The organism is Cupriavidus sp. 05L310, from assembly GCF_056398185.1.
Genome location: NZ_JBFTOX010000035.1, coordinates 58,982 through 85,782, shown reverse-complemented (window position 1 = coordinate 85,782; position 26,801 = coordinate 58,982). Strand labels below are relative to the sequence as shown.

The following is a 26,801-nucleotide window of genomic DNA, read 5'->3' as shown; positions in this document are numbered from 1 at the left end:
TGTGACGAAAACCAGGAAAAAATCAAGCCGCGTCAAACCATAATATGGCGATATGTTGCGACCGGACAAATACCATTACCCTTGACGTTCCCTTCCGCGGGCGCCATTGAAATGGCAGAAGCCTTACAGTACCCTACCCCGCTATAACGCACCCCTGGTGCTCCGCCCAGCCTTCTAACCCGCGTCCGCGCGCCATTTTCACCGCGCCCGGCCGCCCGCTCCCCCTACTACAAGAAAAGCAATGGGAAAACGCATCGTGACCCTCTGGACCATCCGCACGCGCATCCTGGTAAGTTTCGCCTTTATCCTGGCGGTCATTTTACTCACGGCGGTGATCGCCTACGACCGCCAGTCGGCCATCGAAACCAATGCCACCGCGCTGCGCGACGATGCCCTGCCGGGACTCTACTACAGCACCGCCATGCGTGGTGCCTGGGGCGAAGCCTATGTCCTGGCCTGGCAGAGCATCACCGCGGCCAATGACACGGAGCGGCGCCAGTACGCCGAGAGCAACGTGGCATTGCGCAAGCGGCTGGACGCCCTGGAAGAGAAATACGCCGACTCGATCCGGCGCCCCGAAGACCGCCAGCGCTTCGAGAAGTACAAGGAGATCCGCCGCGGCTATGACGAAGCCAGTTCGGTGATCTTCGCGGCAGGCGGCGCCGAGGCCGGCGCCATGGAAAGCCGGCTGCGCGGCCCGATCCATGCCATCTGGGACGAAGGCCGGACTACCCTGCAAACACTGTTGGACGACAACAACAAGGTAGCCAGCGAAGGCGCCACCAGCATCAACCACGCGGTCGAGACCGCCAAGATCAGCATAGAGGTCTCGCTGATTGCCGCCTTGCTGGAGTCGCTGGTAGCCGGCTACCTGTTGTTCCGTTCCATCACCGTGCCGATGCGCTCGATCGTCGATCTGCTCACCAATATGCGGGGCGGCGACTTGCGCCAGCGCCTGTCGCTCAATCGCAAGGACGAATTCCTCGAGGTGGAGCAGGGCTTCAACCAGATGACCGGCGATCTTACCGGGCTGGTCGGACAGGCCCAGCGCTCGGCCATCCAGGTGACCACTTCCGTCAACGAGATCGCCGCCACCGCACGCCAGCAGCAGGCCACCGCCACGGAGACCGCCGCCACCACCACCGAGATCGGCGCCACCTCGCGGGAGATCTCCGCCACCTCGCGCGACCTGGTACGCACCATGACCGAGGTCTCCGGCGCCGCCGAGCAGACCGCCGGCCTGGCCGGCACGGGCCAGGTCAGCCTGTCGCGCATGGAGGCCACCATGCACCATGTCATGGAAGCCGCCGGCTCCGTCAACGCCAAGCTGGCCACCCTGAACGAGAAGGCGGGCAATATCAACCAGGTGGTCACCACCATCGCCAAGGTGGCGGACCAGACCAACCTGCTGCCGCTCAATGCCGCCATCGAAGCCGAGAAGGCCGGCGACTACGGCCGCGGCTTCTCCGTGGTCGCCACCGAAATCCGCCGCCTGGCCGACCAGACCGCGGTAGCCACCTACGATATCGAGCAGATGGTGCGCGAGATCCAGTCCGCCGTGGCTGCCGGTGTCATGGGCATGGACAAGTTCTCCGAAGAAGTGCGGCGCGGCATGTCCGAGGTGACGCAGGTCGGCGACCAGCTCTCCCAGATCATCGGCCAGGTGCAGTCGCTGGCACCGCGGGTGCAGATGGTCAACGAAGGCATGCAGGCCCAGGCCGGCGGCGCCGAGCAGATCAACCAGGCCCTGATGCAGTTGTCCGAAGCGGCCCAGCAGACCGTGGAATCGCTGCGCCAGTCCAGCCAGGCGATCGACGAGCTGACGCTGGTTGCCAACGACCTGCGTACCGGCGTGTCGCGCTTCAAGGTATGAGCGCGCCGGGCGCCGGCAACACGCCATGAAACTCTTCCTGCTCTTTCGCATCGGGCCGGACCACTACGCACTGGACGCGAACGAGATCGCCGAAGTGCTGCCGCTGACCACCCTCAAGCAGCTGCCCGAGGCGCCGCCCTGGGTCAGCGGGCTGCTGGCGCGCGGTGGCGAGGTGGTGCCGGTGATCGACGTCAACGCGCTGGCCACCGGCACGCCGGTCGCCAGGCGGACCAGCACGCGCACCGTACTGGTGCACTACCGCCGGCAAGCCGATGCGCCGGCGCGCCTGCTCGGGCTGCGTCTGGAGTACGCCACCGAGACGCTGCGCTGCGATCCCGCCGAATTTGTCGACAGCGGCGTGGACCCCGCTCCGGCGCGCTACCTGGGGCCCGTGCGCAACGGCAGCCAGGGGATGGTGCAGTGGATCAAGGTCGATGCCCTGCTGTCCGACCCGGTGCGCGCGCGCCTGTTTCCCGACTTGCCGGCAGCTGAGCCTGCCGCGCCAGGGCCATGACCACCGCCGCCCATATCGAGGCCTTGCTCAAGGAGCGCATCGGCCTGGACGCCGCCACCGTGGGGCCGGGCATGATCGAGCGCGCGGTGCGCGAGCGCCTGGCCGCGGCCGCGGCGCCGGATCACCACGCCTACTGGAACCTGCTGCACGTGCAGCCGGACGAACTGCAGGCGCTGATCGAAGCCGTGGTGGTGCCCGAGACCTGGTTCTTCCGCCATCGGGAGGCGCTGCTGGCGCTCGCCCGCTTTGCCGCCATGCGCGTATTCGGAAGCGCTGGCGAACACGAGGATGCCGGGCCGTTGCGCATTCTCAGCGTGCCCTGTTCGACCGGCGAAGAGCCGTATTCGATCGTCATGGCGCTGCTCGATGCCGGCGTGCCGGAGCAGCGCTTCCAGGTCGATGCCGTGGACATCAGCGCGCGCTCGCTGGAGCGCGCGCGCATCGGGCAATACGGCAGCAACTCCTTCCGGGGCGGCCCGCTGGATTTCCGCGACCGGCATTTCACCGCCAGCGCGGGCGGCTACACCCTCAAGGCCAGCGTGCGCGCCAAGGTGCGCCTGCTGCGCGGCAACCTGCTCGATCCGGTCCTGATGGCCAATGAGGCCCCCTATCACTTTGTGTTCTGCCGCAACCTGCTGATCTATTTCGACCAACCCACGCAGCGGCGTTCGCTCAAGGTGCTGGAACGGCTAAGCCGGCCGGACGCCATGATTTTCGTCGGCCCGGCCGAAGCCAGCCTGCTGACGCGGCACGGCTTTGTCTCGGCGGGCGTGCCGCTCGCCTTTGCCTTTACCCGGCGCAGCGCACATGCACAGGCCCCGGGCAACCTTGCCGTGCCGGATTACCTGGCCCAGCTGTCCGATCCGGTCCGGGCCGCCCCGCCGCCGTTGTCGTGGCCGGCGCGTACGGCCGTGCCCGCCAGGCCTCTGGCCCCGCGCGGGCAGGCACGGCCCACGGCGATACCGCCCCCCTCCGCCGCACCGGCGCCGGCCCCGGCCGCCGGCAAAGCGGCCGCCCCGGCCAATGCCGGCGCCGATGCGCTGGCCAGGATCTCCCGGCTTGCCGATCGCGGCGACCTCGCCGCCGCGGTGGCGGCCTGCCTGGCGCACCAGGAAGCGCAGGGCCCGTCGGCCGCCGCCTATTGCCTGCTGGGCGTGCTCCACGATGCCACCGGCCGGCCGGCCGACGCGCGCGAGGCCTATCGCCGCGCGCTTTACCTCGACCCGGCTCACCAGGAGGCGCTCTACCATATGGCTGCCATCCTGGAAGCGGAAGGCGACGGCGCGGCAGCGGCTCGCCTGCGACATCGCGCACAACGCAAGACCCCGACCCATCATGCCTGAGCCCGCATCGCTTCCCCCGGCCGAGCATGGCCTCCCGCCCGGCGTGACGACTGTCGCCGTGGATGACTGCTGGCGCCGCATCGGCGTGCTCGGAAACGGCAGTTGCCCGCTGCTGGCCACGCACATCCATTGCCGCAATTGCCCGACCTACTCGCGCGCGGCGCTCACGCTGCTCGACAACCTGCCTACCGGCGAAGTGAGCCTGCCCGCCGACAGCGCCGTCCAGGCCGAGACCGCTGCGCGCGGCCCCACCCTGTCCTGCCTGGTGTTCCGCATCGGCGACGAGTGGCTGGCGCTGCCGGCGGCCGCGCTGGCAATGGTCACCGCACCCTGCCCCGTGCATTCGCTGCCGCACCGCCACCACGCCGCGGTGCTGGGACTGGCCAGCGTGCGCGGCAACCTGCTGGCGTGCATCTCGCTGGCGAAACTGCTCGGCCAGGACCCGGCCGCCGGCGCCGCGTCCAACGCCGCCGCCGATGCCAAGGGTGGCGCCGGGCACGGCGCCCGGCTGCTGGTCCTGGGCCAGGGCCGCACCGCCATCGCGCTGCCGGTGGACGAAGTCACCGGCATCGAGCGGATCGCGGAGGCAGCCCTGCAGCCACTGCCAACGACCTTGTCGCGCGCCTCGGCGCATTACACCCGGGCCTTGCTCAAGAGCGGCGGGCGCAGCGTCGGCCTGCTCGACCCGGCCCTGCTGCAACAAGCCCTGAAGCGGAGCCTGGCATGAACCCCGACCAGTTGCGCGACGCCTCCCTGCTGGAGCTGTTCGCGCTGGAGGCGCAATCGCAGGCCGAGGTCCTCAATGCCGGCCTGCTGTCGCTGGAGCGCGACCCCACCGCGGCCGACCAGCTCGAGGCCTGCATGCGCGCGGCCCATTCGCTCAAGGGCGCCGCGCGCATCGTCGGCCTGGATGGCGGCGTGCGCGTGGCCCACGTGATGGAAGACTGCCTGGTGGCGGCCCAGCACGGCGAACTGCGGCTGCGGCCGGTGCATATCGACGCCCTGCTCCACGGTACCGACCTGCTGCTGCGGCTGGGCTGCCCGCCGGGCGGCGATCCCCTATGGGCCGACCAGGCCGGCAAGGCCGAGATCGATGCCCTGGTGCTGCGGATGGGCGCGCTGCTCGCCGGCGAGGAAGTCGACGCCGACGCCTGGGCGGCAGGTCATGCCGCGCAGCGCCTCGCGCCGGGGAGCGAGGCGCTGGCCGAACCACTAGCCGAGTCGCAAGCCGCAAGCACTACGCCCGTGAGCGCGGCGCGGCCCGAGGGCCCGGCGCCCGACGCGGTCGCGGGCACCAAGGCCGCAGGGCCAGCCACGCAGCCCTCCGGCCTGCCGGATGCCCAGGAGCGCATGCTGCGCGTCAGCGCCGATACGCTCGACCAGTTGCTCGCGCTGTCGGGCGCGGCGATGGTGGAAACGCACTGGCTCAAGCCCTTCGGCAACGCGCTGCAGCAGACCCGGCGGCTGCAGATGCGCGCGCTGCAGGCGCTCGATGCGCTGCAGGTGGCGCTCGCGGCCAGTCCGGCGGACGCCCTCGCCCGGGCCTCGCTGGCCGAAGCGCAGCGCTTGCTCGGCGAGGGCCACCAGCAGTTGTCGCAACGGATCACGGAACTGGAGCAGTACGACCACCGCACCGGCCGGCTCGCGCACCAGATCTACGACCGGGCGCTGGCCAGCCGCATGCGGCCCCTGGCCGACGGCCTTACCGGTTACTCGCGCATGGTGCGCGACCTGGGGCGCTCGCTGGGCAAGGCGGTTCACCTCGAACTGGTCGGCGAGAGCACCAAGGTCGACCGCGACATCCTGGAGCAGCTCGAGGCGCCGCTGGCCCACCTGCTGCGCAATGCGGTAGACCACGGCATCGAATCGCCGGAAGCGCGCCTGGCCGCCGGCAAGCCGGCCGAAGGCCGCATCACGCTGAACGCGCGCCACAACGCCGGCCGGCTGGCGATCGTGATCGCCGACGACGGCGCCGGCGTGGACCTCGATGCCCTGCGCCGCGCCATCGTCCGGCGCAACCTGGTGCCCGAGGACACCGTGGCCAGGCTGTCGCAGGCGGAACTGCTCGACTTCCTGCTGCTGCCCGGCTTCAGCATGCGCGAGACCGTCAGCGAAGTGTCGGGGCGCGGCGTCGGGCTCGATGCCGTGCAGGACATGCTCCGCCAGGTGCGCGGCAGCATCCGCCTGACGCAGCAGAGCGGACACGGCATGCAGTTCCACCTGGAGTTGCCGCTCACCTTGTCGGTGGTGCGCGCGTTGCTGGTCGAGGTATCCGGCGAGGCCTACGCCTTCCCGCTGGCTTACGTCATGCAGGCCATCCACCTGGAGCGCGGCGACATCGAGCAACTGGAGAACCGCCAGCACTTCCGCTTCGGCGGCCGCCAGGTGGGGCTGGTAAGCGCGGCCCAGGTCCTGCAGCAAGCGGAAGCCCGCCGCGACGAGGAGACGGTGCCGGTGGTGGTCCTGGGCGACCAGGAGCGCACCTACGGGGTGGCGGTGGACCGGCTGCTGGGCGAGCGCATCCTGGTGGTGCAACCCCTGGTGGCGACCTTGGGCAAGATCAAGGACATCGCCGCCGGCAGCCTCACCGAGGATGGCACGCCGGTGCTGATCTTCGATGTGGAGGACATGGTCCGCTCAGTGGAAAAGCTGCTGTCGGAAGGCAAGATCGACCGCATCCGCCGTGGCAGTACCGAGGCGGCGCCGGTCCGGCGCAAGCGCGTGCTGGTGGTGGACGATTCGCTTACGGTGCGCGAGCTTGAGCGTAAACTGCTCTCCAACCGCGGCTACGAAGTCGCGGTCGCGGTGGACGGCATGGATGCCTGGAACGTGCTGCGCGCCGAATCCTTTGACCTGGTCATTACCGACATCGATATGCCACGCATGGACGGCATCGAACTGGTCAGCCGCATCAAGCGCGACGCCCGCCTGCAGCAAGTGCCGGTGATGGTGGTGTCATACAAGGACCGGGAGCAGGATCGCCAGCGCGGCCTGGAGGCCGGAGCCGACTACTATCTGGCCAAGGGCAGCTTCCAGGACGCCGCGCTGCTCGATGCCGTCCAAGACCTGATTGGAGACGCACGCGCATGAAGATCGGCATCGTCAACGACTCCCGGCTGGCCGTGGCCGCCCTGCTGCGCGTCATCGCGCTCGACCCTTCGCTGGAGGTGGCATGGGTGGCCGAGGATGGCGAAAGCGCCGTGCGCATGGCCGCCGCGCGCACGCCCGACTTGATCCTGATGGACCTGCTGATGCCGGTCATGGACGGCGTCGAGGCAACCCGCCGCATCATGGCCGCCACGCCGTGCGCCATCGTGGTGGTGACCATGGACCTCGGCCGCAACGCCAGCCAGGTGTTCGACGCCATGGGCCACGGTGCGGTCGACGCGGTCGATACGCCCACGCTGGCCGAGCCGGATTCGAAGCTGGCCAGCGGCCCGCTGCTGCGCAAGATCCGCAATATCGGCCGGCTGCTCGATGGCCGCACCGGGCCCTCGCGCGCGGCCGCGCCGCTGATGCGCAAAGCCAGCACCGAGCGACTCGTGGCAGTGGGGGCATCGGCCGGCGGCCCTTCCGCGCTGGCCACTGTGCTGGGCAGCCTGCCGGCCGGATTCAACGCCGCCGTGGTCGCGGTCCAGCATGTGGACGAGGCCTTCGCGGCCGGCATGGCCGACTGGCTGGACGCGCAGTGCCACTTGCCGGTGCGGCTGGCCCGCGAGGGCGAGGGTCCGCAGCCGGGCACCGTGCTGCTCGCCGGCACCAACGACCACCTGCGCCTCATCGGCGCCACTCGCATGATCTACACGGAAGAGCCGCGCGACTACCTGTACCGGCCGTCGATCGATGTATTTTTTGAGTCCGTGGCCCAGCACTGGCGCGGCGACGCGGTGGGCGTGCTGCTCACCGGCATGGGCCGCGACGGTGCGCTGGGGCTCAAGGCCATGCGCGAGCGCGGCTGCCTGACCATTGCCCAGGACCAGGCCACCAGCGCCGTCTATGGAATGCCCAAGGCCGCCGCCGCGCTTGGGGCCGCGAGTGAAATCCTGCCTTTGCCGCAGATCGCCGCCCGCATCGTACGGGCGTGCAACACCAATAACAATCAGTAACCACGGGCTGGACAGAGGTGCCGGACATGCAGCGAAACAATCCAGGCGGTACAGGCAGTAGCACAGCCGCGCCACGATCAGCTTTTCAGCGCCTCCCAGCCAGAGAGCACGAGGAACATAATGTCTAAAGAAACAGCCCCTAGCACCAGGCAGCACCAGGATGAATACAAGGCCATGGTGCTGCTGGTGGACGACCAGGCCATGGTGGGCGAAGCGGTAAGGCGCGAACTCGAACCCGAGCGGGACATCGATTTCCACTATTGCGCCAAGCCCGACGAAGCCGTCGCCGTGGCGGAGCGCACCCGCCCCACGGTGATCCTGCAGGATCTGGTAATGCCCGGCATCGACGGCCTGACGCTGGTGCAGCAATACCGCGCCAACCCGGCGACGCGCGACATTCCCATCATCGTGCTGTCCACCAAGGAAGAGCCGATCATGAAAGGCGCGGCCTTTGCCGCCGGCGCCAACGATTACCTCGTCAAGCTGCCCGACACCATCGAACTGGTGGCGCGCATCCGCTATCACTCGCGCTCCTACCTCAACCTGCAACAACGCGACGAAGCCTACCGCGCGCTGCGCCAGAGCCAGCAGCAACTGCTCGAGACCAACCTGGAACTGCAGCGGCTGACCAACTCGGACGGCCTGACCGGGCTGTCCAACCGGCGCTATTTCGACGAGTACCTCGGGGCGGAATGGAAACGCGCCAACCGCGAGCAAAGCCAGCTGGCGCTGCTGATGATCGACGTGGATTCGTTCAAGGCCTACAACGACACCTACGGTCACGTGGCTGGCGACGAAGTGCTGCGCCGCGTGGCGGGCGTGATCCGCGAGAACTGCGCGCGCCCTGCCGACCTGCCGGCGCGTTTTGGCGGCGAGGAGTTCGCCATGATCCTGCCCTCCACCTCGCCCGGCGGCGCGCGGCTGCTTGCCGAGAAGGTCAGGCGCGCAATCGAATCCCTGCAGGTACCGCACAGCGGCTCCCCGGTAGGTGCGTATGTGACGGTCAGCATCGGCGGCACGGCGATGGTGCCCGGTGCCGATATGCCATTCAGCCGCATCGTCGAAATCGCCGACGCGGGTCTCTACCAGGCCAAGCGCAATGGCCGCAACCAGGTCGTGATGACATCCTGACCGGGCGGGGCGGCACGCATCGCCGCCCCTGCCGCCCGCCGCTTTTCGCCCTCCGCGCCGGTTTGACCACGACCGGCGCCAGCGCTACGATAGCCCGCCAGGCGCCATCCCATGAATATGGAGTAGCGCGCCCTGCCCGCTCCGCGGCATAGTCGAGACCAGCCTCCGCCCACACCATGCGCTCACAGAACCAGTCTCCGGCCCCGGAAGCCGATATCCGTGTCCTGCTAGTGGAAGACGACCCCGCCACCAGCGCGCGCCTGCAAAGTGCCCTCGGCAGCTTGCCCGGCATCCAGGTAGTGGCGGCCTGCGCGCAGCGCGCCAGCGCCTGCGAATGGCTGGACACGCAGGAGCCCGACGTGCTGCTCTGCGATCTCGGGCTGCCGGACGGCTCCGGCATCGATGTCATCCGCCATGCGCGCCGGCTGCACCCGCGCTGCGACTGCATGGTGATCACCATGTTCGGCGACGAGGCCAATGTGCTGGCCAGCATCGCAGCGGGGGCCACCGGCTACCTGCTCAAGGACGAATCGGACGACAACCTGCGCGCCTCTGTGCTGGAGCTGCGCGCGGGCGGCTCGCCAATGAGCCCGGTCATCGCGCGCAAGGTCATCACCCGGCTGCGCAGCGCCAGCGCGCCGGGCCTGCCGGCGCCGGACGCGCCAGGCGCCCAGGGGGCGGAGGTGACGCTTTCGGCCCGCGAAACCGAGGTGCTCGACCTGATCTCCCGCGGCTACACCTATGCGGAAACCTCCGGTCACCTGTCGATCAGCGTGCATACGGTACAGGCGCATATCAAGAACATCTACGGCAAGCTTGCTGTCAACTCCCGCACGGAAGCCGTCTTCGAAGCCCACAAACTCGGCTTGCTGAAAACCTTGTGAGACCGCTGCCCGGAGCGCATCCGGCCGGCATCCTGCTCGCCGCCAAATGGATCGTCTCGTTCGCCCTGCTGCTGGCCGCCTGCGCGGCGGGCGTGGGAGGCGCAAGCCATGCGCAAACCGAACAGCCCGCGCAGGTGCAGGCACTGGAACAGGCGGAAGCGATTGTCCGCCTGACCGGCGGCGGTCCTGGCGCTGTAACGGGGCCGGTCCCGCTGCAGTTGAAGCTGCCGCACTACTGGGACCGCGAATTCCCCGGCAGGGACGGCACGGCCACCTACCGGCTCGCCTTTCAGTACGTTCCCACCGGCCACGACACGCCCGCGTTCTACCTGGCACGAGCCGCCAACAGCTTCGAGATGCGCCTGAACGGCAAGCTGCTGGCAGCCTCCGGCGACTTGTCGGCACCCGCCATCCACGCGGGGCAGCGTCCCCTCTACGTGCCGGTGCCCGAGGTCATGCTGCGGGCCGACAACGAACTGGTCGTCACCATCGCCGCGCTGTCCAATGGACGCGGCGGCCTGTCCAGGATCGAGTTCGGCCCCGGCAACGTGGTGCGTTCCCACTACGATGGCGCCTTGTGGTTCCGCGTGATCGGTCCGCTGGTGATCGCCGCCGTCAGCCTGCTGCTGGCCGCCATCTCGCTGCTGATCTGGTGGCGCCAGCGCGATCCCCTGTTCGGCTTGTACGCGCTCGCGGAGATCGCCTGGGCCATCAGCCTCGCCGAGTTCTTCCTCGCCGATACGCCGTTGCCGCGCGGCGTCTGGCAGGTCATCGTGCTTTCCAGCCGGGCGATCTTCATGGTAGCGACGGCCAAGTTCGCCTTTATCATCATCGACGTGCGCGCGCGCTGGCCGGGGTGGGCGGTCAACGCCTACCTGTGGATCAAGTTTCCGCTGATCGTGCTGATGGCCAGCGTGCTGAGCTTGCCTTACCTGAAAGTGGCGGACTGGGGCATCAATGTGGCGATCGCCTGCTGCGTGGCGGGCGCGCTGGTATGGTCGGCGCTCCGGCGTCCCAATCACGAACGGGTGGTGCTCGCCGTCGCGCTGGGCCTTGCCACCGCGCTCACCGCCGCCGACTTCGTGCGCATCTGGCTCACCGGCGACTTCTACTGGGATACGGCACTCACCAAATATGTCTCGCTGCTGTTCAGCCTGACCATGGCATGGCTGCTGGTCGACCGGTACACGCGCACCACCCGCATGCTGGCCGATCTCAACCGTGACCTTGACCACAAGGTTGCGCAAAAGGAGCAGGAGCTTCACAGGCTCTACGCCCACTCGCGCGAGGTAGAGCGCGAGCAGGCCACGCTTAGGGAACGCGGGCGCATCATGCGTGACATGCACGACGGACTGGGCAGCACGCTGGTCGGTGCGCTCAGCGTGCTGCGCTCCGGGCAGGGCTCGCCCGCGGTGTTGCAGGAGCACCTTCAGCATGCATTGGATGCGCTGAAATTCTCGGTGGATGCCATGCAGGACACTGGCGGCGATCTCGCCGCCGTGCTTGGCAACCTGCGCTATCGGTTGCGCGCGAGGCTGGAAGCGGCCAGGTTGCGAGTGGACTGGCAGGTGGAGCGATTGCCGGCTGCGGCCGGCCTGACGCCGCAGATAGTGCGGGAACTACAGTACCTGTTGCTGGAAGCCTTTAGCAATGTCATGCAGCATGCAGACAGCGGCGTGGTGCAGGTGGTGGCGCGCAGCGTCGGGGGAGAGGCCCGCGGTGGCGGGGCCATCCTGATCGAGATACGGGATGACGGGTGTGGATTCGATGTCGCGGCTGCCGTGCAGGGGCATGGCCTGGCCAATATGCGCAGCCGCGCGGCTGCCATCGGCGGCGAGCTGTCGATTGACTCTTCCGGGCGGGGTACTGTGGTTTGTCTCTTGCTGTTCCCGGCCAGGTGGAAGGCGGGGGAGACTGGCTGAGGGTTGGGCGCACCTCAACTCCCCTGCCCGATATCACTCTGCAGCACGTCCAGGTGCGAGAGATAGTTATCCAGTTCCTCGCGCCCGCTATCCGTAATGCAATAGACCCGGCCACTGCCTTCCACCAACTCCGCCGTGATGGCCCGTGCGATGAGCAAGCTACGCAGGATGGGCCTGAGCGAACGAATATTCTTCTCGACCCCATGCTCGCGCAAACGGTCGACCAGTGTCATTACTGTCGACGGACTCGACTGGACAAGTTTCAGGATGTACAGCTTCGAAACGAAGCCATCTAGTGCTGGAGTTCTCATGCGGCGCCTGTGACGCACCAGACAGCGGTGCGATAGAGCAGATCATCATGCGCAGCCCTGGCACTGCGAGCGCAGCCGGGCGTGTTCAGTGCGAGCGGCCCGGCTTGCGCCGGGAGCGCTATCCAAAAAAATCGGGGTGCCCGAGGCACCCCAAATCTTGCGTTGCGTGCGCCGGCACGACGCCGGCGCGGGTGGGGCTCTATGACTACTCTTCCTGGAACGCCTCTTCGCGCTTCGCCTTGATCGACGGCAGTGCGACAACAGCGACCAGTGCGGCAGCGGCGATCAGCAGGCCCATCGACAGCGGACGGGTCACGAACACGGTGAACTCGCCACGCGACAGCAGCAGGGAGCGGCGGAAGTTCTCTTCCATCATCGGTCCCAGCACGAAGCCCAGCAGCAACGGAGCCGGCTCGCACTTGAGCTTCAGGAACAGGTAGCCGAGGATGCCGAAGCCTGCCGCCATGAACACGTCGAAGGTCTGGTTGTTGACCGAGTACACACCGATACCGCAGAACACCAGGATGGCCGGATACAGGAAGCGGTAAGGCACGGTCAGCAGCTTCACCCAAATTCCGATCATCGGCAGGTTCAGGATGATCAGCATCAGGTTGCCGATCCACATCGAGGCGATCAGGCCCCAGAACAGCGCGGGGTTGCTGGTCATGACCTGCGGGCCCGGCTGGATGTTGTGGATGGTCATCGCGCCCACCATCAGCGCCATCACCGCGTTGGGCGGAATGCCCAGCGTCAGCAGCGGGATGAAGGAGGTCTGCGCGGCGGCGTTATTGGCCGATTCCGGACCTGCCACGCCTTCGATGGCGCCCTTGCCGAATTCATGCGCGTACTTCGAGGTCTTCTTTTCCAGCGAGTAGGCCGCGAACGAAGCCAGTGCAGCACCGCCGCCCGGCAGGATGCCCAGCGCCGAACCCAGCATCGTGCCGCGCAGAACCGCGGGCGCCATGCGCTTGAAGTCTTCCTTGGTCGGCCACAGGTTGGTCACGCGGTCGGTGAAGGTCTCGCGGTCTTCCTTCTGCTCCAGGTTGGCGACGATTTCAGCGAAGCCGAACATACCCATGGCGAGCGCGACGAAGTCGATACCGTCAGTCAGTTCCGGAATGTCGAAGGAGAAACGCGCGGCACCCGAGTTCACGTCGGTACCGATCAGACCCAGCAGCAGGCCCAGCACGATCATCGCAACCGCCTTGGGCAGCGAACCCGAAGCCAGCACCACGGCACCGATCAGGCCCAGCACCATCAGCGAGAAGTACTCGGCGGGACCGAACTTGAACGCCAGTTCCGACAGCGGCGTAGCGAACGCAGCCAGGATCAGGGTTGCCACGCAGCCGGCGAAGAACGAGCCCAGGCCCGAGGTTGCCAGCGCTACCCCTGCCCGTCCCCGCCGTGCCATCTGGTAGCCATCGATGGTGGTCACCACCGACGACGATTCACCCGGCAGGTTGACCAGGATGGCGGTGGTGGAGCCACCGTACTGCGCGCCGTAGTAAATACCGGCCAGCATGATCAGCGCGGCCACCGGCGGCAGTGTGTAGGTCACCGGCAGCAGCATGGCGATGGTGGCCAGAGGCCCCAGGCCCGGCAGCACGCCGATCAGGGTACCCAGCACGCAGCCCAGGAAGGCGTATGCCAGGTTTTGCAGCGACAGCGCCGTGGAGAATCCCAAGGCAAGATGGTCAATCAATTCCATATGGCCGACTCCTTAACCAGTAATGAAAGCAGGCCACACCGGCATCTGCAGGTTGATGCCGTACACGAAGGCGCCCATGCTGATCAGCACCAGCACGATGGCGTTCAGGATCGCGCCCTTCCAGCTGAACTCATGGCTGGCCATCGACGACACCAGCACCAGCACGAACACCGACAGCACCATGCCGAGCGGCTTGAGCAGCAGGCCGAACAGCACCACCGAACCCAGGATCCACAACAGGGTCTTAAGGTCCCAGCGGGCGAGCTGATCCTTCTCCCCCTTGCTCGATAGCGAACCGATCAGAACAAAGGCACCGAGTATGGCGAGTACCAGACCGAGCAGAAACGGAAAATATCCGGGGCCCATCTTGGCGGCTGATCCCATGGAATAGCCGCGAGCGACGAAGGAAAAGCCCAGTCCGACCAGAATGAACATCAGGCCGGAGGCAAAGTCCTTTTGGCTGCGTATGCGCAAAACGATTCTCCTCAAAGTACATAGAAGCAGTGCCCTCCACACACAGGCTCTTGCATGCGAAGGCGGTTCGATCGGCAGGGAAGATGCTGTCCCTGCAGGTTGGCTCGAACATTAGAGAGGCGATCTTTCAGCTTGCTTTCATTTGTCTTGGTTTAGGGGTATTCACCGATACGCACTGAAATTCCCTGAAAAAATATGCATCACAACGTGATGTATTAACGAAAGACGCATGAAAGGGAACTGAAGGGAAAGCGAAGGGAAACTGAAGGCGAACTGAAAGGGAAGGAAGCCCGGAGGGCACCAGGAACCGCGAGATCGGATAGGCGCCTGGCACGAACACGCGAGCGCCGGCTGCCGGCAGAGGGCACCGAGCGCGAGGCATTCAACGTGGAACACGCGGCAAGAAAACACGGACGGCATGCATCCGCTTTGACCACGGCAAGCACGGTGCCATAAACAACTTTCGATTGCCTTTCATGCCGCCGCGCGTGGCAGCCGCAGCATCCGGGGCGGACTCTGCGATAATGTCAGAGCACGAACATGACAAAACGTATTGATCCATGAGCCATCCCCCCTCGCGCCGCCCGCCTAGCCCGCCCCCCCTCCCCGCCATGACTGCCGCGGCGCACGGCGTGCCCCGTCCCGGCGAGGGCAAACGCGGCGAAAGCGGCTACCTCGGCTATCTGCTGCGCCAGGCCGGCGCCGCCAACCGGCTGCGCATGGAGCGCGCACTGGGGGACCTCGGCGTCACCTCTCCGCAATTCGTGGTGCTGACCATGCTGGGCGCTTATCCCGGCTTGTCCAATGCCGATCTCGCCAGGCTCGCCTTGCTGACACCGCAGACCGTCAGCGTGATCGTGGCCAACCTGGAAAAGGCCGGATCGATCCGGCGCCAGCCCCATCCGGTGCACGGCCGGATCCAGAACATTGTGCTGACGCCGGCCGGCGCCGCGCTGCTGGCCACGTGCCGCGAGCGCGCCCTGCAGAATGAAGCGCAGTTGCGCGCCGGCCTCACGGAGCAGGAGGAGCAGGTGGTGCGGCGCTGGCTGGCCGGGCTGGCAAGGGGAAATGAAAGTGAAAGCGGCCCCGCTGAACACGGGGCCGTCCTGGAGTGATGCAATGCGGCGTGCCGGACGCCGCCAACCGGTGCGTTCAGTCAGCGCCCTGCTTCGACACCTCGCGCGGTTCGCCTGCCATCGCCGCCTCGCCGGTGCTGCCGGCGCCAGCGGTGGACAGGGCCTCCTCGCACGGCGTGCCCATGCTGGTGTCGGGTGCCTGGGGCGCGAACTCCGGCTCCGGCGCCGGGCTGGGTGCCGCCGGCAGGATATGGCTCGCGCGCCAGTTGCCGAAACGGTAGTACGCGACCGCCAGCGTCACCGAGACGATCGAGCCCAGCGGAAAGCTCCACCAGATCGCATCGGCGCCGATGGTGCGCTCGAGTACCCAGGCAAACGGCAAGCGCACCACCCACATCGACAGGAAGAGAATCACCAGCGGTGCCATCACCGCGCCAGTGGCGCGCACGGTGCCGAACAGCACGATGGTGAAGCCGAACAGGATGAACGACCAAAGCACGATGGCGTTGATATGTTGCGCAATGCCGATTGCGGTGCCGTCATCGGGCAGGAAGAGGCCGAGCGAATGGCGGTTGAACAGGTAGATCAGGCCAACCAGCGCGCCCGTCATCAACAGGTTGAACAACAGCCCTACCCGCGTGATGCGGGTCACGCGATCCCACAAGCCGGCGCCTACGTTCTGCGCCACCATCGACGACACGCTCGCGCCCACGGCCAGCGCCGGCATCTGCACATAGGTCCATAGCTGCGAGGCCACGCCATACGCTGCAGTGGTCTGCGAGCCGTAGCGATTGACCAGCGACATCATCACGATCGCGGACGACGAGATCACCACCATCTGCAAACCCATCGGCAGGCCCTTGGCCACCAGCGCGCGCAAGATGCCGGTATCGGGCCGCAGGTAGGCCAGCTGATGCCGGCGCAGCGCGAGGAAGTGGCGGCGGCGGTAGAGCACCGCCAGCATCGCGGCCAGGCTCACCAGTTGCGCGATCAGCGTGGACAGCGCCGATCCCGCGATGCCGAGTTCGGGAAACGGGCCGATGCCGAAGATCAGCAGCGGATTGAGCAGCACGTCCAGCCCTACCGACAACACCATGAAATAGAACGGCGTGCGCGAATCTCCCGCGCCGCGCAGCGTCATCATCACGAAGTTGTAGAAGTACATGAAGGGCAGCGCCAGGAAGATGATGCGCAGGTAGCTGATGGCCAGCGCCCTGGCATCGGCCGGCGTATCCATGGCGGCAAGGATGTCTGGCGTGAAGGCATAGCCGAGCACCGCGGCAATTACCGACAGCAGGACAAAGAAGGTGGTGCTGGTGCCCACCACGCGGCGCGCTTCGCCCAGGTCGCGCGCGCCCACGGCTTGCCCGATCATGATGGTGTTGGCCATGCTGATGCCAAACACCACGCCCAGCAGGAAGAACAGGATGATGTTGGCATTGGAGGTGGCGGTCAGCGCCGCCTCGCCGAGAAAATGCCCGACCCACACCGAATTGATCGAGGCATTGAGCGACTGCAGGATATTGCTGCCCAGCACCGGTAGCGAGAACAGCAGCAAAGTGCGACCGATCGGGCCCGTGGTCAGCTGGGCTTTGGATTTTGTTGGCATGTTCGAGTTTGTCTCGTGTTCTTATTGCGCCCGACACGCATTCGTGTCATCAGGTGACAGGAGCAATATCAATCGGAATGCCCCGTGCGCGCCACTATCTCATACCTTCCTGACAGCCTTTGTCGGCAGGTGTCGTCAGACAGAAAGCCAATTGTAAACAGTCGCCGTCACAGCCGTCACGCAATGCGTGACGTGGCCCAGGCGCCTCGTTCATTCGAGAGGAGCAGGCGCCTCCAGCCCCATTGGATCTCCGGGTAGAATCCGGCATTGGCCGCACATTAGGCATTTTTGTTGTTTCTCCCAGAAAATCAAAAAAATTCATGGATATCAATGGCAATGCACTGACAGGTGCTCAGCTGGAACAATTCCTGGACCGTCTCGAAGCTGATCTCGAAGAAGGAAATTCAACGGAAGCGGCTGATTTGCTGGCGAGATTGCGCGCCAGGCCTTTGCGGGCGGATTCACTGGAATCCATTGACCGGCTGCACACGCTGTGGATGCGGGCGGGCGATTCCGCGGCTGCACAGGCCGTGGTCAACGACGACGGCGCCGCCGTACTGGCACTCGCGCAGCGCGAGGCCCGGGCCGGGCTGCGCATGCACCTGGCGCTCTATCGCCTCCAGATTGCCAACTACCTCGACGAGGAAGGGCCCACCCGGCAAGCCCTCGGAGAGATGCGTGCCATCGTTGCCGAGATGCCGGACCTTGATGCGAACCGGTACCGGCAGCTTCGGGTATTCGATAGCCTGGAGCGGCGCAGCCTGGACATCGCGCTGGAAACGGTTGAACTACGCAATGCACTGGACGGCGCCATCGCGCAGCGGGCTGCTTTCCGCGCGTGGGACCATGCCGACTACCAGCGGCGGCGTGCGTGGGCGCTGTCGCGTCATGGCAGCGACGACGAGGCGCGCGCAGCGGCCGGTGCGGCAATCCTGGCGCTGCAGACGGCGGCTGCGGATCAGGACGTCGACGAAGACGACTGGCTGCGCCTGGGCGGCGCCCTGATCGCGATCGCGCCCGAACGCCTGGCTGCCTTCCAGCAGGCGGTAACGGCGCTGACGGCGGACCGCGCCTTGCCGCAGCGCCGTGAGCTGGAAGTCCGGCTGGCCCGGCTCGCCGCGCGCGCCTTGCACGCGCAAGGCGATTTGCCGGGCGCGCTGGACGCTTGCTCCGCCGCGCGCCATGGCCTGTCCTCGGACGGCAGCGATGACTTCATCGAATACGAACTGCCGTGGCTGATCGAAGCCCGGCGCGTTGAAGAGGCCGGCCGCCGGGCCTTCTTTCACATTTACCAGCTGGAAGCCGAGATGTGGGACGGCGCCGCGCGGCTGGTTCACGCGCGTCTGGCCGACGCGGACGACGACTCCGTCTGGTGGCCATTGTGCGCCATGCGGGCCTGCAATACCGCCGAGACGCTGGAGCGTTTCATCTCTGTGGCGCAAGAGGACGGACAGGATCTGCCGACGCTCTCCCCGGTTCATGAGGCGCTCTTTGGCGCCGTTGGGGAAGTAAATGGTGCGCAGGCCATGCAGGTAGTGTTCGCAGCCGCGCGCGCGCTGGCCGAGCAGCGTTCGCCTCGCCATCCGTGGATCACGCGACTGGCGGCCGTGCACGATGCCGGCGCAGGCCGCATCGATGCCACCACGCAAGCGGCGCTGTTGTATGCGGCGGCGCAGGAAGGCGGCATGGACGACAACCGTACCGCATACGCCCTGTTCCATGCGCGAGTGCAATCGCTCGGGCTGCCCCAGACGCTGAAGTTGCCGCATCCTTCCCTGCCGAGCGGGCTGTGGGGCTACAACTTCGGGGTCACGATCGGGAGCTACCTGGAGGAACACCTGGACAGCGTTCCCGCGGAACTGCGCAACGAGACGTACCGCGATTTCATCAAGTTGCAGACTGCCGCCTACGAGCAAGGGCAGGCGTGCATGGAGCGCTATTTCGCGAGCGGCGGCGGGCATCCGTACGACGCCTGCGCGCACCTCTACTCCATGATGTGCAATAACCTGGCCATCATCTATCGCTACGACGAGCGGCGCTATGAGGATGCCGTCGACCTGCATATGCGGGGCATCGCGGCCAGCCCGTTTGCCGAACACTATGCCGGCCTGCTGAGTGTGCGGATCGCGATGAAGGATGCCGAAGGGATCGTGAGCGCGGCCGAGCAGCTCTGGCACTACGCCGCCGAGCATGGCTACAGCCGGCATGACCCCAACGACTATCTGGGCGAGGTGTCCCAGGCTCTGTACAAACTCGATCGCGACCGCGAGATTCCGATCTGGCTGGAGCGCCTGGTGAAATGGCAGCGGGAAGAAGGCCTGGACGATGACAACTTGTCCACCGATGCGTTGGGCGTGCGCCTGCAGATGGCATTCAACCTGGCGCATAGCTGCCCGGAAGAAGCGTCGGTATTGTGGAGCCGCATCGCGCGCCAGGTGGAAGCCTGTCCGGTGTCCTGGATGGTATGCCTGGGGGCCGACACGCTCCACGGGCTGCATCGCCGGGCCGAGGCCGCCGCGCTCTACGAGCGCGCCCTCGCACTCAATCCGCGCAGCAACGAATACGAATGCGATGATGCCAGCGCGATTGAGGAAAAGCTGGCGCTCTATCGGACCGAAGCCAAAGCCCCTGCCAAAAGCTGGTGGCAAGTCTGGAAATGAGTGCGGCAAGGCGGACCTCCGGCTACGCGCCGCGCAACGCGCTCAATGCCGGCGCGCTGAAGTCGGGGATCGCCGCGCGCAGCCAGGCGCGAGGCGACGAAGCGACCGTGCGCGCCTGGCTGCTTAACCACTTCTATCGCCATCTCGTCGCCAACTTCGAGCCGGGGACAAACATCGGTTCGCTTGCCGATGCGCGGCAGATACTGAAATCCGAGGCCGTACCGGAATGGATTGTTGCCCGCTTTGCCGCCTCCGCCAAGGCGGGCAGCAGCGAAGCGGCAACGCCGCTAGCACCCGTGGTCTGGGTCGATCCTGCCGATACGCGCCTGCTGGCACTGGAAGCGCGGCTAGTCGAATTCCTGACGTCGCGCCAAGGCACCGCCCTGGAAGGCAAGCTGGACCGCATCAACTGCCCGCAAGCGCTGGCGCTGTGGGACAAGGAACATGCCGAGATGGCAACGCGCATCGAGCGTGGCTGGCGCCAGAGCCAGCCCGAGGCGCTGCGCACCCTGCTGGCGACGCCGAATGGCGTGTTCGTGGAGTTCCTGCCGGACAGTGCGCTGCTGCGCTCGGAAATGGCGTTTGAAAGCTATGTCATGCGGCACTGCCTCGGGCAGTTTGCCGACCGGCGCGCGCTGGCCGGGGGCTACGGCGAGCGGTATGCCGGCGCGGTGGCGCAAAAGCAGCTGCGCCTGGTGAGCTTCCGTGATGCCGGCGGACATCCGCATATCACGATCAGCGTGAGTATCCAGGCCAATGGCGCGCTCCGCGTGGACCAGGTCAAGGGAAAGCAGAACCGGCCGCCGATCGAACGCTACATCGAAGACGTGCTGGCCTGCCTGAACGCGCTGGGCACCGACGAGGAAACACCGGCCGATTGCATCGCAATCGGCGTGGTACGCACGCCAGCCGGCTGGGAGCGCATCGAAGACGTGACCGACGCCGCAACGCAGACCCGACTGGTCGGCAGGTATCCGCAACTCTTCGTCAGGCTCAGCTCGCCAACGCCGATGGTGGAATGGCTGGTCGCCGCGCGCGAGCCGGGCCTGCTGTCGGCGCGTTCGCCGCGTGCGCCATCGGTCGGTTATGCCACCAGGCCTATGCCGGCACGAAACGCAGAAACGGGAAATCCGCATGGCGGCGGGGAAGCTGTCGCCACCGAAGGGGTGCCGTGGCCGGAACTATCGCTATCGCGGGCAGCGGAAATACTGGCCTTGCAATCCAGATCGTAACGGAGCGCCGAACCTGATGATCTTCTACATCCTTCTCGGGGGACTCGTACTTTGGTGGGCTTACCGCCGTCTGCGCCCCGCGCGCTCCGCTGTGTTCACGCAGCGCAAGCAATGGGCCCTGACACTGGCGCAGCCGATGGTCGACGCCACGGGCATGACCGGTTTTTTCGACCCCGCCACGGACCGCCTGACGGAGAATGCGCGCGCATTCTTTCGTGCGCAATTGCTGCACCAGATGGAGTTCCGGGCCAATGCGACCGACGACGAAGCGCGCCAGCACCTCGCCCAGGTACTCGAATCGCGTTGGTTTCGCGCCGATCTGCATGCGCTCCTGCCGACAGACTATCCTCGTGCCGCGCTGGCGTTTGCCTGTGTCCGGATGGCGTTTTTTGCGCGCATTGTCATGTTGATGGGCTGGGCGGAGCCCATGGCCGCCTGGCGCGTGCTGTTGCTTAATGCGCAGCGTGCGCAGGACTGCTTTGCAAGCTGGGAGGAATTCGGTATTGCCTTTATCGCCGGCCGCCGGCAATGGGTTGCGGCGTTCCGGGCCGACCCGATGGGCAAAGCCTTCGATGAAGCAAGCTTGCGCCAGCTCCTCGCCCCGCCCAAGGGAGTCTGGGCAACGCTGGCATGGCCGGACCTGCCGGCATTCAGCCCACAGCCGCTCTGAGCCGCGCGAGCGCCGATCACCGCCACCAAATGCGGATTGCGCAGTGCCGCCAGGTTGGCGGCACTGCGTCAGCGCCTGGATGCCTCCCGATAAGCCGCGATGCGCGCCTTTAGCCCCGGACGGGCGGCGGAACGCACAAGTTCGGCTAGCTGCGCGGCGCGCGCCGCATCGGCAGCGCCGGGCCCGCCCAGCGTGGCGGCGTGGATGGCCGCCTGCGTCGGTGCATCGAGCCGGCGCGCACGCGCGGCCAGTGCCGTAAGCGCGGCCGCGCGTGCCTCCGGTTCCACCACGGTGCCGGCCAGGCCGGCGGCCAGCGCTTCTTCTGTCCGGACGGCTCGCCCGCTGCCGATCCATTCCCGCGCCGTGGCCACGCCAACCAGCTCCGCCAGCCGCGCGCTGCCCAGCACCAGGCCAAAGGCCGCCCCCGGGAAGGCGAAGCTGCTGCCCTGCGCGACCCAGCGCTGCTCGCAGGCTGCAAGCAGGTCGGCACCCGCGCCCATGACCCGCCCCTGCACCAGCGCTACGGTGGTGAAGGGCGCGCCATGCAGGCTTTGCAGCAGCAGTTCGACGCGCACGAAACGCGCCAGCAGCGAATCGTCGCTCTCGCTATCCAGGTCGCCCAGGTCGAAACCGGTGCAGAAATGCGTGCCCGCGCCCTCAATGGACAGCAGGCGTGTGCCGTCGTGGTGGCACACCTGCACCGCCGCCGCGAGCTCCTCCACCAGCGCGGCCGACAGTGCATTGCCGCGCCCGGGCCGGTTCAGCGTCAGCCGGGTGACGTCGCCCTGTTTGTCGGCCAGCAGGATGCCTTGTGTCACCGCGGCCCCCTCACGTCGCCGCCTGGGCCCACAAGTTGGGCACCAGCGCGTTGGAGTAGCCGGAGATGAACAGCTTGGTCTCGCCGCTCGCCGCGTCGTAGACATGGCGCCGGATGCGGCCGATATTGCCGCCATACAGATGGATGCTGACCGAGACCTGGTCGTCGTGCGCATTGCGCACGCGGTGCACGTCGCCCAGCGTGGGCGATACGGCGGCCACCTGGCCGGCGGACAACAGGACCTCGCCGCCATCGGCCACCAGTTTGCCCGCCTCGGCACGGTAGTGCTGGTCGAGCTCGGCGCCGCGCAGCACGCCGATCAGGCCCCACACGGTGTGATCGTGCACCGGCGTCTGCTGGCCCGGCCCCCAAACGAAGCTCACCAGCGAGAAGCGGTCAAGCGGATCGCCGTAGAGCAGGTGCTGCTGGTAATAGACGGGATGCGGCCGCGCCATCGCATCGGGCAGCCAGTCGTCGTGCGCCACCAGTTCGCGCAGCGGACCGGTGGCGCCGGCCAGCAGCGCGGCCTCGTTACCGGTACCGGGTCCGGTTTGTTCCACCAGCCGGCTGATGGTGGCGACGAACTCACGCAGCCGTTCGATCTTGTCATTCATCATGCTTCCCTGGAAGTGTCATGGTCCGCGCCGCCCACCGGGTAGCGCGCGCGAATGGCGTCGTTGTGCTCTCCCAGCGCCGGCGGATCGCGGCGGATCGGCAGCCCCTGTCCATCGAAGCGCAGCGGCGAGGCGAAGGTACGCGTCTGGTGGCCGCCCGGCAACGTCAGCGGCTGCACCCACTCCATATGCGCGACCTGGGGATCGTCCAGCGCGGCGGCGTAGTCGTTGATGCGCGCATGCGGCACGCCGGCGGCATTGAACGCCGCGATCCAGTGCGCCACGCCGGCTCCCGCGAAACACTCTTCCAGCAGCGCCTTGAGCGCAACCTGGTTGACGGCACGGTCGCGCGTGGTGGCAAAGCGGGCATCGGCCGCCAGCGCCGGCAACTCCACGACCTTCACCACCGCCAGCCAGAGCTTCTGGTTGCCCGCGGCAATGGCGAAGTAGCCATCGGCGGCGCGGAAGGCCTGGTACGGTGCATTGCGCGGATGGGCCGAGCCGAGCTTGACCGGGCTCTTGCCCGTGCCGAAGTATTCGCTGGTCTGCAGCGCGGCGATGCCAAGCGTGCAGCCGTACATCGGCACGTCGATATGCGAACCCGCACCGCCGGCGCGCACCCGCGCCAGCGCGCTGGCGATGGCGAAGGCGGCGTAGAGCCCCGAAGCGAAATCGGCCAGCGGTACGCCGCACTTGACCGGCGCGCCATCGGGCTCGCCGGTCACGCTCATTACCCCGGCCGCCGCCTGGATGGTCAGGTCGAAACCGCCCTCGCCGGCGCGCGGGCCGCTCTGGCCATAGGCCGACACCGAGCAGTACAGCAACTGCGGCTTGTGCTCGCAAAAGCTCGCATAGCCCAGGCCAAGCCGGTCCATCACGCCGGGACGGTTGTTCTCGATCACCACATCGGCGTCCAGGATCAGTTGCCGCGCCAGGGCGACGTCGGCCGGATCCTTCAGGTTGAGCGCCACCGACTGCTTGTTGCGGTTGAGCGAGGCAAAGTTCTCGGAAAACCCGTTCGACAGCGGCGGCCACTGGCGCAAGGTGTCGCCGTCCGGCGGCTCCACCTTGACCACCTCGGCGCCCATGTCGGCCAGCAGCATGCCGCAGAACGGCCCGGCCGCCACGGTACAGAACTCCACCACCCTGACCCCGTGCAGGGGCAGGTCCTTCTCGCTGACATCGTGCATCTGGATACCCGGAAAACGTTGACGGCCCGGCTGACTCCCGCCTTTGGACCGCGATGCGGATCATTATATTCACGTTCCAAAATAGGCTACAATCGTTCCACATTTGAGAACCAATGCCGGGTGCGCCACACACGGCAAGTCCGACATGAACAACACCTTGATCAAAGGCCTGGGTGTCATCGAGCTGCTGGCCCACAGCGAGCGCCCTCTCGGCCTGACGGAGATCGCCGCCCACCTGGGCCTGGCCAAGAGCAATGTGCACCGCTTGCTGCAAGCGCTCACCGATCTCAACTATGTGATCCGGGACACCTCCGGCACCGGCTACAGCGCCTCCATCAAGCTCTGGGAACTGGGCTCGGCGGTGCTCTCGCGGCTGGACCTGCGCCGCCATGCCGAAGCCTGGATGGACAAGCTGATGCACACCAGCGGCGAAAGCGTCCACCTGTCCGTGCTGGATCGCGGCGAAGTGGTCTATGTGCACAAGATCGACAGCCCCAACCCGGTGCGCGCCTATACCCAGATCGGCGGCCGCGCGCTGGCGCATTGCGTGGCCACCGGCAAGGCCATGCTGGCATTCCAGCCGGACGCCGCGCTGCAGCGCATGTCGGCCGCGCTGGCGCCGTCCACGCCCAACAGCATCGTGGAGCCGGAGCGCTTCCTGCAGGAAATGGAAAAAGTCCGCAAGCAGGGCTATGCGGTCAATCGCGGCGAGTGGCGCGAGACGGTGTATGGCATCGCCGCTCCGATCAGCGACCGCAACGGGCATGTGATTGCCGCGGTCGGGCTGTCCGGACCCGCCGAGCGCTTCAAGCCGCAGAAAATCAAGGGCTTCGCCGACCTGGTGCTGAATGCCGCCACGGAGATCTCCGACAGCCTCGGCGGCGGTGCCCGGCACAATGCGCTGGCCCTCGCCACGCGCAGCATGGTGGCGGTGCGGCACACCTGAGCGGAAGGGAGCGCAAATGGCGATTCCAGCGAATCGGGAACAACTGCTGGAGGCGATTCAGAACTCGTATGCCAGCCACTTGATGGAACTTTGCAATCGGTAAAGAGAAACCTGCAAGGCACAGGACAGCCGGCGCCCGCCGGTGCACAAAATGAGCCGTCAGGTTAAGCTTGTGGTTTCGCCGCTGTGCCCGGCCCGGGCACGGCACCCTCACAGCGGCAGCACCGGCTGCACTTGTCGCACGCAACCTTCATCAGGAGAAAGGCATGTACCAGGATCTCGCCCTCTACATCGACGGGGAATTCGTCAAGGGAGGGGACCGACGCGAGCAAGACGTCATCAACCCTTCCACCCAGGAACTGCTGGGCAAGCTGCCGCACGCCAGCCGCGCGGACCTCGACCGCGCCCTGGCCGCGGCGCAGCGCGCCTTCGAAAGCTGGAAGAAGACCTCGCCACTGGAGCGCTCCAGGATCCTGCGCCGCGTTGCGGAACTGACCCGCGAGCGCGCCAAGGAGATCGGCCGCAACATCACGCTGGACCAGGGCAAGCCGCTGGCTGAAGCCATCGGCGAAGTCATGATCTGCGCCGAGCACGCCGAATGGCACGCCGAGGAATGCCGCCGCATCTACGGCCGCGTGATCCCGCCGCGCCAGCCCAATGTGCGCCAGATCGTGGTGCGCGAGCCGATCGGCGTCTGCGCGGCCTTCACCCCGTGGAACTTCCCCTTCAACCAGGCGATCCGCAAGATGGTTTCGGCCATCGGCGCCGGCTGTACGCTGATCCTCAAGGGCCCGGAAGATTCGCCCAGCGCGGTGGTCGCGCTGGCCCAGTTGTTCCACGATGCAGGCCTGCCCCCGGGCGTGCTGAACATCGTCTGGGGTGTGCCGGGCGAAATATCCACCTACCTGATCGAATCGCCGATTGTGCGCAAGATCTCGTTCACCGGTTCCGTGCCGGTGGGTAAGCAACTTGCCGCACTGGCCGGCGCTCACATGAAGCGCGTGACCATGGAGTTGGGCGGCCACTCGCCAGTGCTGGTGTTCGACGACGCCGACATCGAGCCGGCAGCGGAAATGCTGGCGCGCTTCAAGCTGCGCAACGCCGGCCAGGTGTGCGTGTCGCCCACGCGCTTCTACGTGCAGGAAAAAGCCTACGACAAGTTCCTGGCGCGCTTTACCGAGGTGATCGGTTCGATCAAGGTCGGCGACGGCCTGGAAGACGGTACCCAGATGGGCCCGCTGGCACACGAGCGCCGCATCGCCTCGATGGAACAGTTCCTGGATGACGCCAGCCATCGCGGCGGCAAGGTCGTGGCCGGCGGCAAGCGCATCGGCGACAAGGGCTTCTTCTTCGCCCCCACCGTGGTCACCGACCTGCCCGACGACGCCAAGCTGATGGTCGACGAGCCCTTCGGCCCGGTGGCGCCGGTGACGCGCTTCAAGGATGCGGAGGAAGTGCTGCGCCGCGCCAACAGCCTGCCCTTCGGCCTGGCCTCCTACGTGTTCACCAACTCGCTGAAGACCGCGACGCTGGTGTCCAACGGCCTGGAAGCCGGCATGGTCAATATCAACCACTTCGGCATGGCGCTGGCCGAGACGCCGTTCGGCGGCATCAAGGATTCCGGCATCGGCAGCGAAGGCGGCCAGGAAACCTTCGATGGCTACCTGGTGACCAAGTTCATCACGCAGGTCTGATGCGCAATGCCGCGGCCTCACCGCCGC

Annotated in this window: 22 protein-coding genes; 15 read left to right on the top strand and 7 right to left on the bottom strand. The window is 66.8% G+C overall.

All coding sequences use genetic code 11. The annotated features are described in order from the left end of the window. Positions 1-241 precede the first annotated feature (241 nt). The 9 genes from AC1DS6_RS24670 to AC1DS6_RS24630 all read left to right on the top strand — a co-directional run bounded on the left by AC1DS6_RS24670 (position 242) and on the right by AC1DS6_RS24630 (position 11,773). Positions 242-1,873, top strand: coding sequence for a methyl-accepting chemotaxis protein (locus AC1DS6_RS24670; RefSeq protein ID WP_477103349.1), 1,632 nt, complete (start codon positions 242-244; stop codon positions 1,871-1,873). A gap of 25 nt (positions 1,874-1,898) precedes the next feature. Further along, positions 1,899-2,387, top strand: a complete 489-nt coding sequence (locus tag AC1DS6_RS24665; RefSeq protein ID WP_441637395.1) for a chemotaxis protein CheW — start codon at positions 1,899-1,901, stop codon at positions 2,385-2,387. Beyond that, complete coding sequence (locus AC1DS6_RS24660; protein WP_477103348.1) at positions 2,384-3,730, top strand: CheR family methyltransferase; 1,347 nt, start codon at positions 2,384-2,386, stop codon at positions 3,728-3,730. The genes AC1DS6_RS24665 and AC1DS6_RS24660 overlap by 4 nt, the downstream gene beginning before the upstream one ends. Beyond that, positions 3,723-4,457, top strand: coding sequence for a chemotaxis protein CheW (locus AC1DS6_RS24655; RefSeq protein ID WP_441637146.1), 735 nt, complete (start codon positions 3,723-3,725; stop codon positions 4,455-4,457). The genes AC1DS6_RS24660 and AC1DS6_RS24655 overlap by 8 nt, the downstream gene beginning before the upstream one ends. Next, positions 4,454-6,820 carry a response regulator gene (locus tag AC1DS6_RS24650; RefSeq protein ID WP_477103347.1) on the top strand — a complete coding sequence of 789 codons (2,367 nt, stop codon included), beginning with the start codon at positions 4,454-4,456 and terminating at the stop codon, positions 6,818-6,820. Before AC1DS6_RS24655 ends, AC1DS6_RS24650 begins: the two co-directional genes overlap by 4 nt. Further along, a complete protein-coding gene (gene cheB, locus AC1DS6_RS24645; protein ID WP_441637142.1) occupies positions 6,817-7,836 on the top strand; it encodes a chemotaxis response regulator protein-glutamate methylesterase in 1,020 nt (339 codons plus the stop codon). Before AC1DS6_RS24650 ends, cheB begins: the two co-directional genes overlap by 4 nt. Positions 7,837-7,956: 120 nt before the next feature. After that, positions 7,957-8,967 carry a diguanylate cyclase gene (locus AC1DS6_RS24640; protein WP_441637140.1) on the top strand — a complete coding sequence of 337 codons (1,011 nt, stop codon included), beginning with the start codon at positions 7,957-7,959 and terminating at the stop codon, positions 8,965-8,967. 176 nt (positions 8,968-9,143) lie between these two features. Next, positions 9,144-9,851, top strand: coding sequence for a response regulator transcription factor (locus tag AC1DS6_RS24635; protein ID WP_477103346.1), 708 nt, complete (start codon positions 9,144-9,146; stop codon positions 9,849-9,851). Beyond that, positions 9,848-11,773: a sensor histidine kinase gene (locus AC1DS6_RS24630; RefSeq protein WP_477103345.1), complete on the top strand. Its 1,926-nt coding sequence runs from the start codon at positions 9,848-9,850 to the stop codon at positions 11,771-11,773. The genes AC1DS6_RS24635 and AC1DS6_RS24630 overlap by 4 nt, the downstream gene beginning before the upstream one ends. Before the next feature lie 14 nt (positions 11,774-11,787). On the opposite strand, the gene AC1DS6_RS24625 is transcribed toward AC1DS6_RS24630, so the two are convergent. The 3 genes from AC1DS6_RS24625 to AC1DS6_RS24615 form a co-directional block, all read right to left on the bottom strand. After that, positions 11,788-12,084: a helix-turn-helix transcriptional regulator gene (locus AC1DS6_RS24625; RefSeq protein ID WP_045236288.1), complete on the bottom strand. Its 297-nt coding sequence runs from the start codon at positions 12,082-12,084 to the stop codon at positions 11,788-11,790. A gap of 205 nt (positions 12,085-12,289) precedes the next feature. Beyond that, positions 12,290-13,792 (bottom strand): tripartite tricarboxylate transporter permease, encoded by a 1,503-nt coding sequence (locus AC1DS6_RS24620; protein ID WP_045236287.1) that lies wholly within the window; start codon positions 13,790-13,792, stop codon positions 12,290-12,292. A gap of 12 nt (positions 13,793-13,804) precedes the next feature. Further along, positions 13,805-14,266 carry a tripartite tricarboxylate transporter TctB family protein gene (locus AC1DS6_RS24615; protein WP_045236286.1) on the bottom strand — a complete coding sequence of 154 codons (462 nt, stop codon included), beginning with the start codon at positions 14,264-14,266 and terminating at the stop codon, positions 13,805-13,807. 611 nt (positions 14,267-14,877) lie between these two features. On the opposite strand from AC1DS6_RS24615, the gene AC1DS6_RS24610 reads away from it, so the two are divergent. Continuing rightward, complete coding sequence (locus AC1DS6_RS24610; RefSeq protein WP_441629463.1) at positions 14,878-15,381, top strand: MarR family winged helix-turn-helix transcriptional regulator; 504 nt, start codon at positions 14,878-14,880, stop codon at positions 15,379-15,381. 37 nt (positions 15,382-15,418) lie between these two features. Here AC1DS6_RS24610 and AC1DS6_RS24605 read toward each other — a convergent pair whose 3' ends face one another. After that, a complete protein-coding gene (locus AC1DS6_RS24605; protein ID WP_441629458.1) occupies positions 15,419-16,951 on the bottom strand; it encodes an MATE family efflux transporter in 1,533 nt (510 codons plus the stop codon). Positions 16,952-17,271: 320 nt separating this feature from the next. On the opposite strand from AC1DS6_RS24605, the gene AC1DS6_RS24600 reads away from it, so the two are divergent. The 3 genes from AC1DS6_RS24600 (at position 17,272) to AC1DS6_RS24590 (ending at position 21,513) form a co-directional block, all read left to right on the top strand. Further along, positions 17,272-19,611 carry a hypothetical protein gene (locus AC1DS6_RS24600; RefSeq protein ID WP_477103344.1) on the top strand — a complete coding sequence of 780 codons (2,340 nt, stop codon included), beginning with the start codon at positions 17,272-17,274 and terminating at the stop codon, positions 19,609-19,611. Continuing rightward, positions 19,608-20,843 (top strand): hypothetical protein, encoded by a 1,236-nt coding sequence (locus AC1DS6_RS24595; RefSeq protein WP_477103343.1) that lies wholly within the window; start codon positions 19,608-19,610, stop codon positions 20,841-20,843. The genes AC1DS6_RS24600 and AC1DS6_RS24595 overlap by 4 nt, the downstream gene beginning before the upstream one ends. A 136-nt stretch (positions 20,844-20,979) precedes the next feature. Continuing rightward, positions 20,980-21,513 (top strand): DUF1266 domain-containing protein, encoded by a 534-nt coding sequence (locus tag AC1DS6_RS24590; protein WP_477103342.1) that lies wholly within the window; start codon positions 20,980-20,982, stop codon positions 21,511-21,513. 68 nt (positions 21,514-21,581) lie between these two features. Here the strand turns inward: AC1DS6_RS24590 and AC1DS6_RS24585 are convergent, their stop codons facing one another. The 3 genes from AC1DS6_RS24585 to AC1DS6_RS24575 are packed head-to-tail and all read right to left on the bottom strand — an operon-like array spanning position 21,582 to position 24,134. Continuing rightward, positions 21,582-22,331 (bottom strand): enoyl-CoA hydratase/isomerase family protein, encoded by a 750-nt coding sequence (locus AC1DS6_RS24585; RefSeq protein WP_441629454.1) that lies wholly within the window; start codon positions 22,329-22,331, stop codon positions 21,582-21,584. A 10-nt stretch (positions 22,332-22,341) separates the two neighbouring features. Further along, positions 22,342-22,944: a cysteine dioxygenase family protein gene (locus AC1DS6_RS24580; RefSeq protein ID WP_441629462.1), complete on the bottom strand. Its 603-nt coding sequence runs from the start codon at positions 22,942-22,944 to the stop codon at positions 22,342-22,344. After that, the gene (locus AC1DS6_RS24575) at positions 22,944-24,134 is read right to left on the bottom strand and encodes a CaiB/BaiF CoA transferase family protein (protein WP_477103341.1); all 1,191 of its coding nucleotides are present in this window, start codon (positions 24,132-24,134) and stop codon (positions 22,944-22,946) included. Before AC1DS6_RS24575 ends, AC1DS6_RS24580 begins: the two co-directional genes overlap by 1 nt. 145 nt (positions 24,135-24,279) lie before the next feature. Here AC1DS6_RS24575 and AC1DS6_RS24570 point away from each other — a divergent pair, with 145 nt between their 5' ends. Both AC1DS6_RS24570 and AC1DS6_RS24565 read left to right on the top strand, forming a co-directional pair. Further along, positions 24,280-25,080, top strand: a complete 801-nt coding sequence (locus AC1DS6_RS24570; RefSeq protein WP_441629452.1) for an IclR family transcriptional regulator — start codon at positions 24,280-24,282, stop codon at positions 25,078-25,080. A gap of 266 nt (positions 25,081-25,346) precedes the next feature. Next, a complete protein-coding gene (locus AC1DS6_RS24565; protein ID WP_441629451.1) occupies positions 25,347-26,774 on the top strand; it encodes an NAD-dependent succinate-semialdehyde dehydrogenase in 1,428 nt (475 codons plus the stop codon). Positions 26,775-26,801: the final 27 nt, after the last annotated feature.

What these genes read in the sequence shown, in the direction of transcription:
- AC1DS6_RS24670 (WP_477103349.1), top strand. Translation starts at nt 242, where the DNA reads ATGGGAAAACGCATCGTGACCCTCTGGACCATCCGCACGCGCATCCTG.
- AC1DS6_RS24665 (WP_441637395.1), top strand. Translation starts at nt 1,899, where the DNA reads ATGAAACTCTTCCTGCTCTTTCGCATCGGGCCGGACCACTACGCACTG.
- AC1DS6_RS24660 (WP_477103348.1), top strand. Translation starts at nt 2,384, where the DNA reads ATGACCACCGCCGCCCATATCGAGGCCTTGCTCAAGGAGCGCATCGGC.
- AC1DS6_RS24655 (WP_441637146.1), top strand. Translation starts at nt 3,723, where the DNA reads ATGCCTGAGCCCGCATCGCTTCCCCCGGCCGAGCATGGCCTCCCGCCC.
- AC1DS6_RS24650 (WP_477103347.1), top strand. Translation starts at nt 4,454, where the DNA reads ATGAACCCCGACCAGTTGCGCGACGCCTCCCTGCTGGAGCTGTTCGCG.
- cheB (WP_441637142.1), top strand. Translation starts at nt 6,817, where the DNA reads ATGAAGATCGGCATCGTCAACGACTCCCGGCTGGCCGTGGCCGCCCTG.
- AC1DS6_RS24640 (WP_441637140.1), top strand. Translation starts at nt 7,957, where the DNA reads ATGTCTAAAGAAACAGCCCCTAGCACCAGGCAGCACCAGGATGAATAC.
- AC1DS6_RS24635 (WP_477103346.1), top strand. Translation starts at nt 9,144, where the DNA reads ATGCGCTCACAGAACCAGTCTCCGGCCCCGGAAGCCGATATCCGTGTC.
- AC1DS6_RS24625 (WP_045236288.1), bottom strand. Translation starts at nt 12,084, where the DNA reads ATGAGAACTCCAGCACTAGATGGCTTCGTTTCGAAGCTGTACATCCTG.
- AC1DS6_RS24620 (WP_045236287.1), bottom strand. Translation starts at nt 13,792, where the DNA reads ATGGAATTGATTGACCATCTTGCCTTGGGATTCTCCACGGCGCTGTCG.
- AC1DS6_RS24610 (WP_441629463.1), top strand. Translation starts at nt 14,878, where the DNA reads ATGACTGCCGCGGCGCACGGCGTGCCCCGTCCCGGCGAGGGCAAACGC.
- AC1DS6_RS24605 (WP_441629458.1), bottom strand. Translation starts at nt 16,951, where the DNA reads ATGCCAACAAAATCCAAAGCCCAGCTGACCACGGGCCCGATCGGTCGC.
- AC1DS6_RS24600 (WP_477103344.1), top strand. Translation starts at nt 17,272, where the DNA reads ATGGATATCAATGGCAATGCACTGACAGGTGCTCAGCTGGAACAATTC.
- AC1DS6_RS24595 (WP_477103343.1), top strand. Translation starts at nt 19,608, where the DNA reads ATGAGTGCGGCAAGGCGGACCTCCGGCTACGCGCCGCGCAACGCGCTC.
- AC1DS6_RS24590 (WP_477103342.1), top strand. Translation starts at nt 20,980, where the DNA reads ATGGTCGACGCCACGGGCATGACCGGTTTTTTCGACCCCGCCACGGAC.
- AC1DS6_RS24580 (WP_441629462.1), bottom strand. Translation starts at nt 22,944, where the DNA reads ATGAATGACAAGATCGAACGGCTGCGTGAGTTCGTCGCCACCATCAGC.
- AC1DS6_RS24575 (WP_477103341.1), bottom strand. Translation starts at nt 24,134, where the DNA reads ATGCACGATGTCAGCGAGAAGGACCTGCCCCTGCACGGGGTCAGGGTG.
- AC1DS6_RS24570 (WP_441629452.1), top strand. Translation starts at nt 24,280, where the DNA reads ATGAACAACACCTTGATCAAAGGCCTGGGTGTCATCGAGCTGCTGGCC.
- AC1DS6_RS24565 (WP_441629451.1), top strand. Translation starts at nt 25,347, where the DNA reads ATGTACCAGGATCTCGCCCTCTACATCGACGGGGAATTCGTCAAGGGA.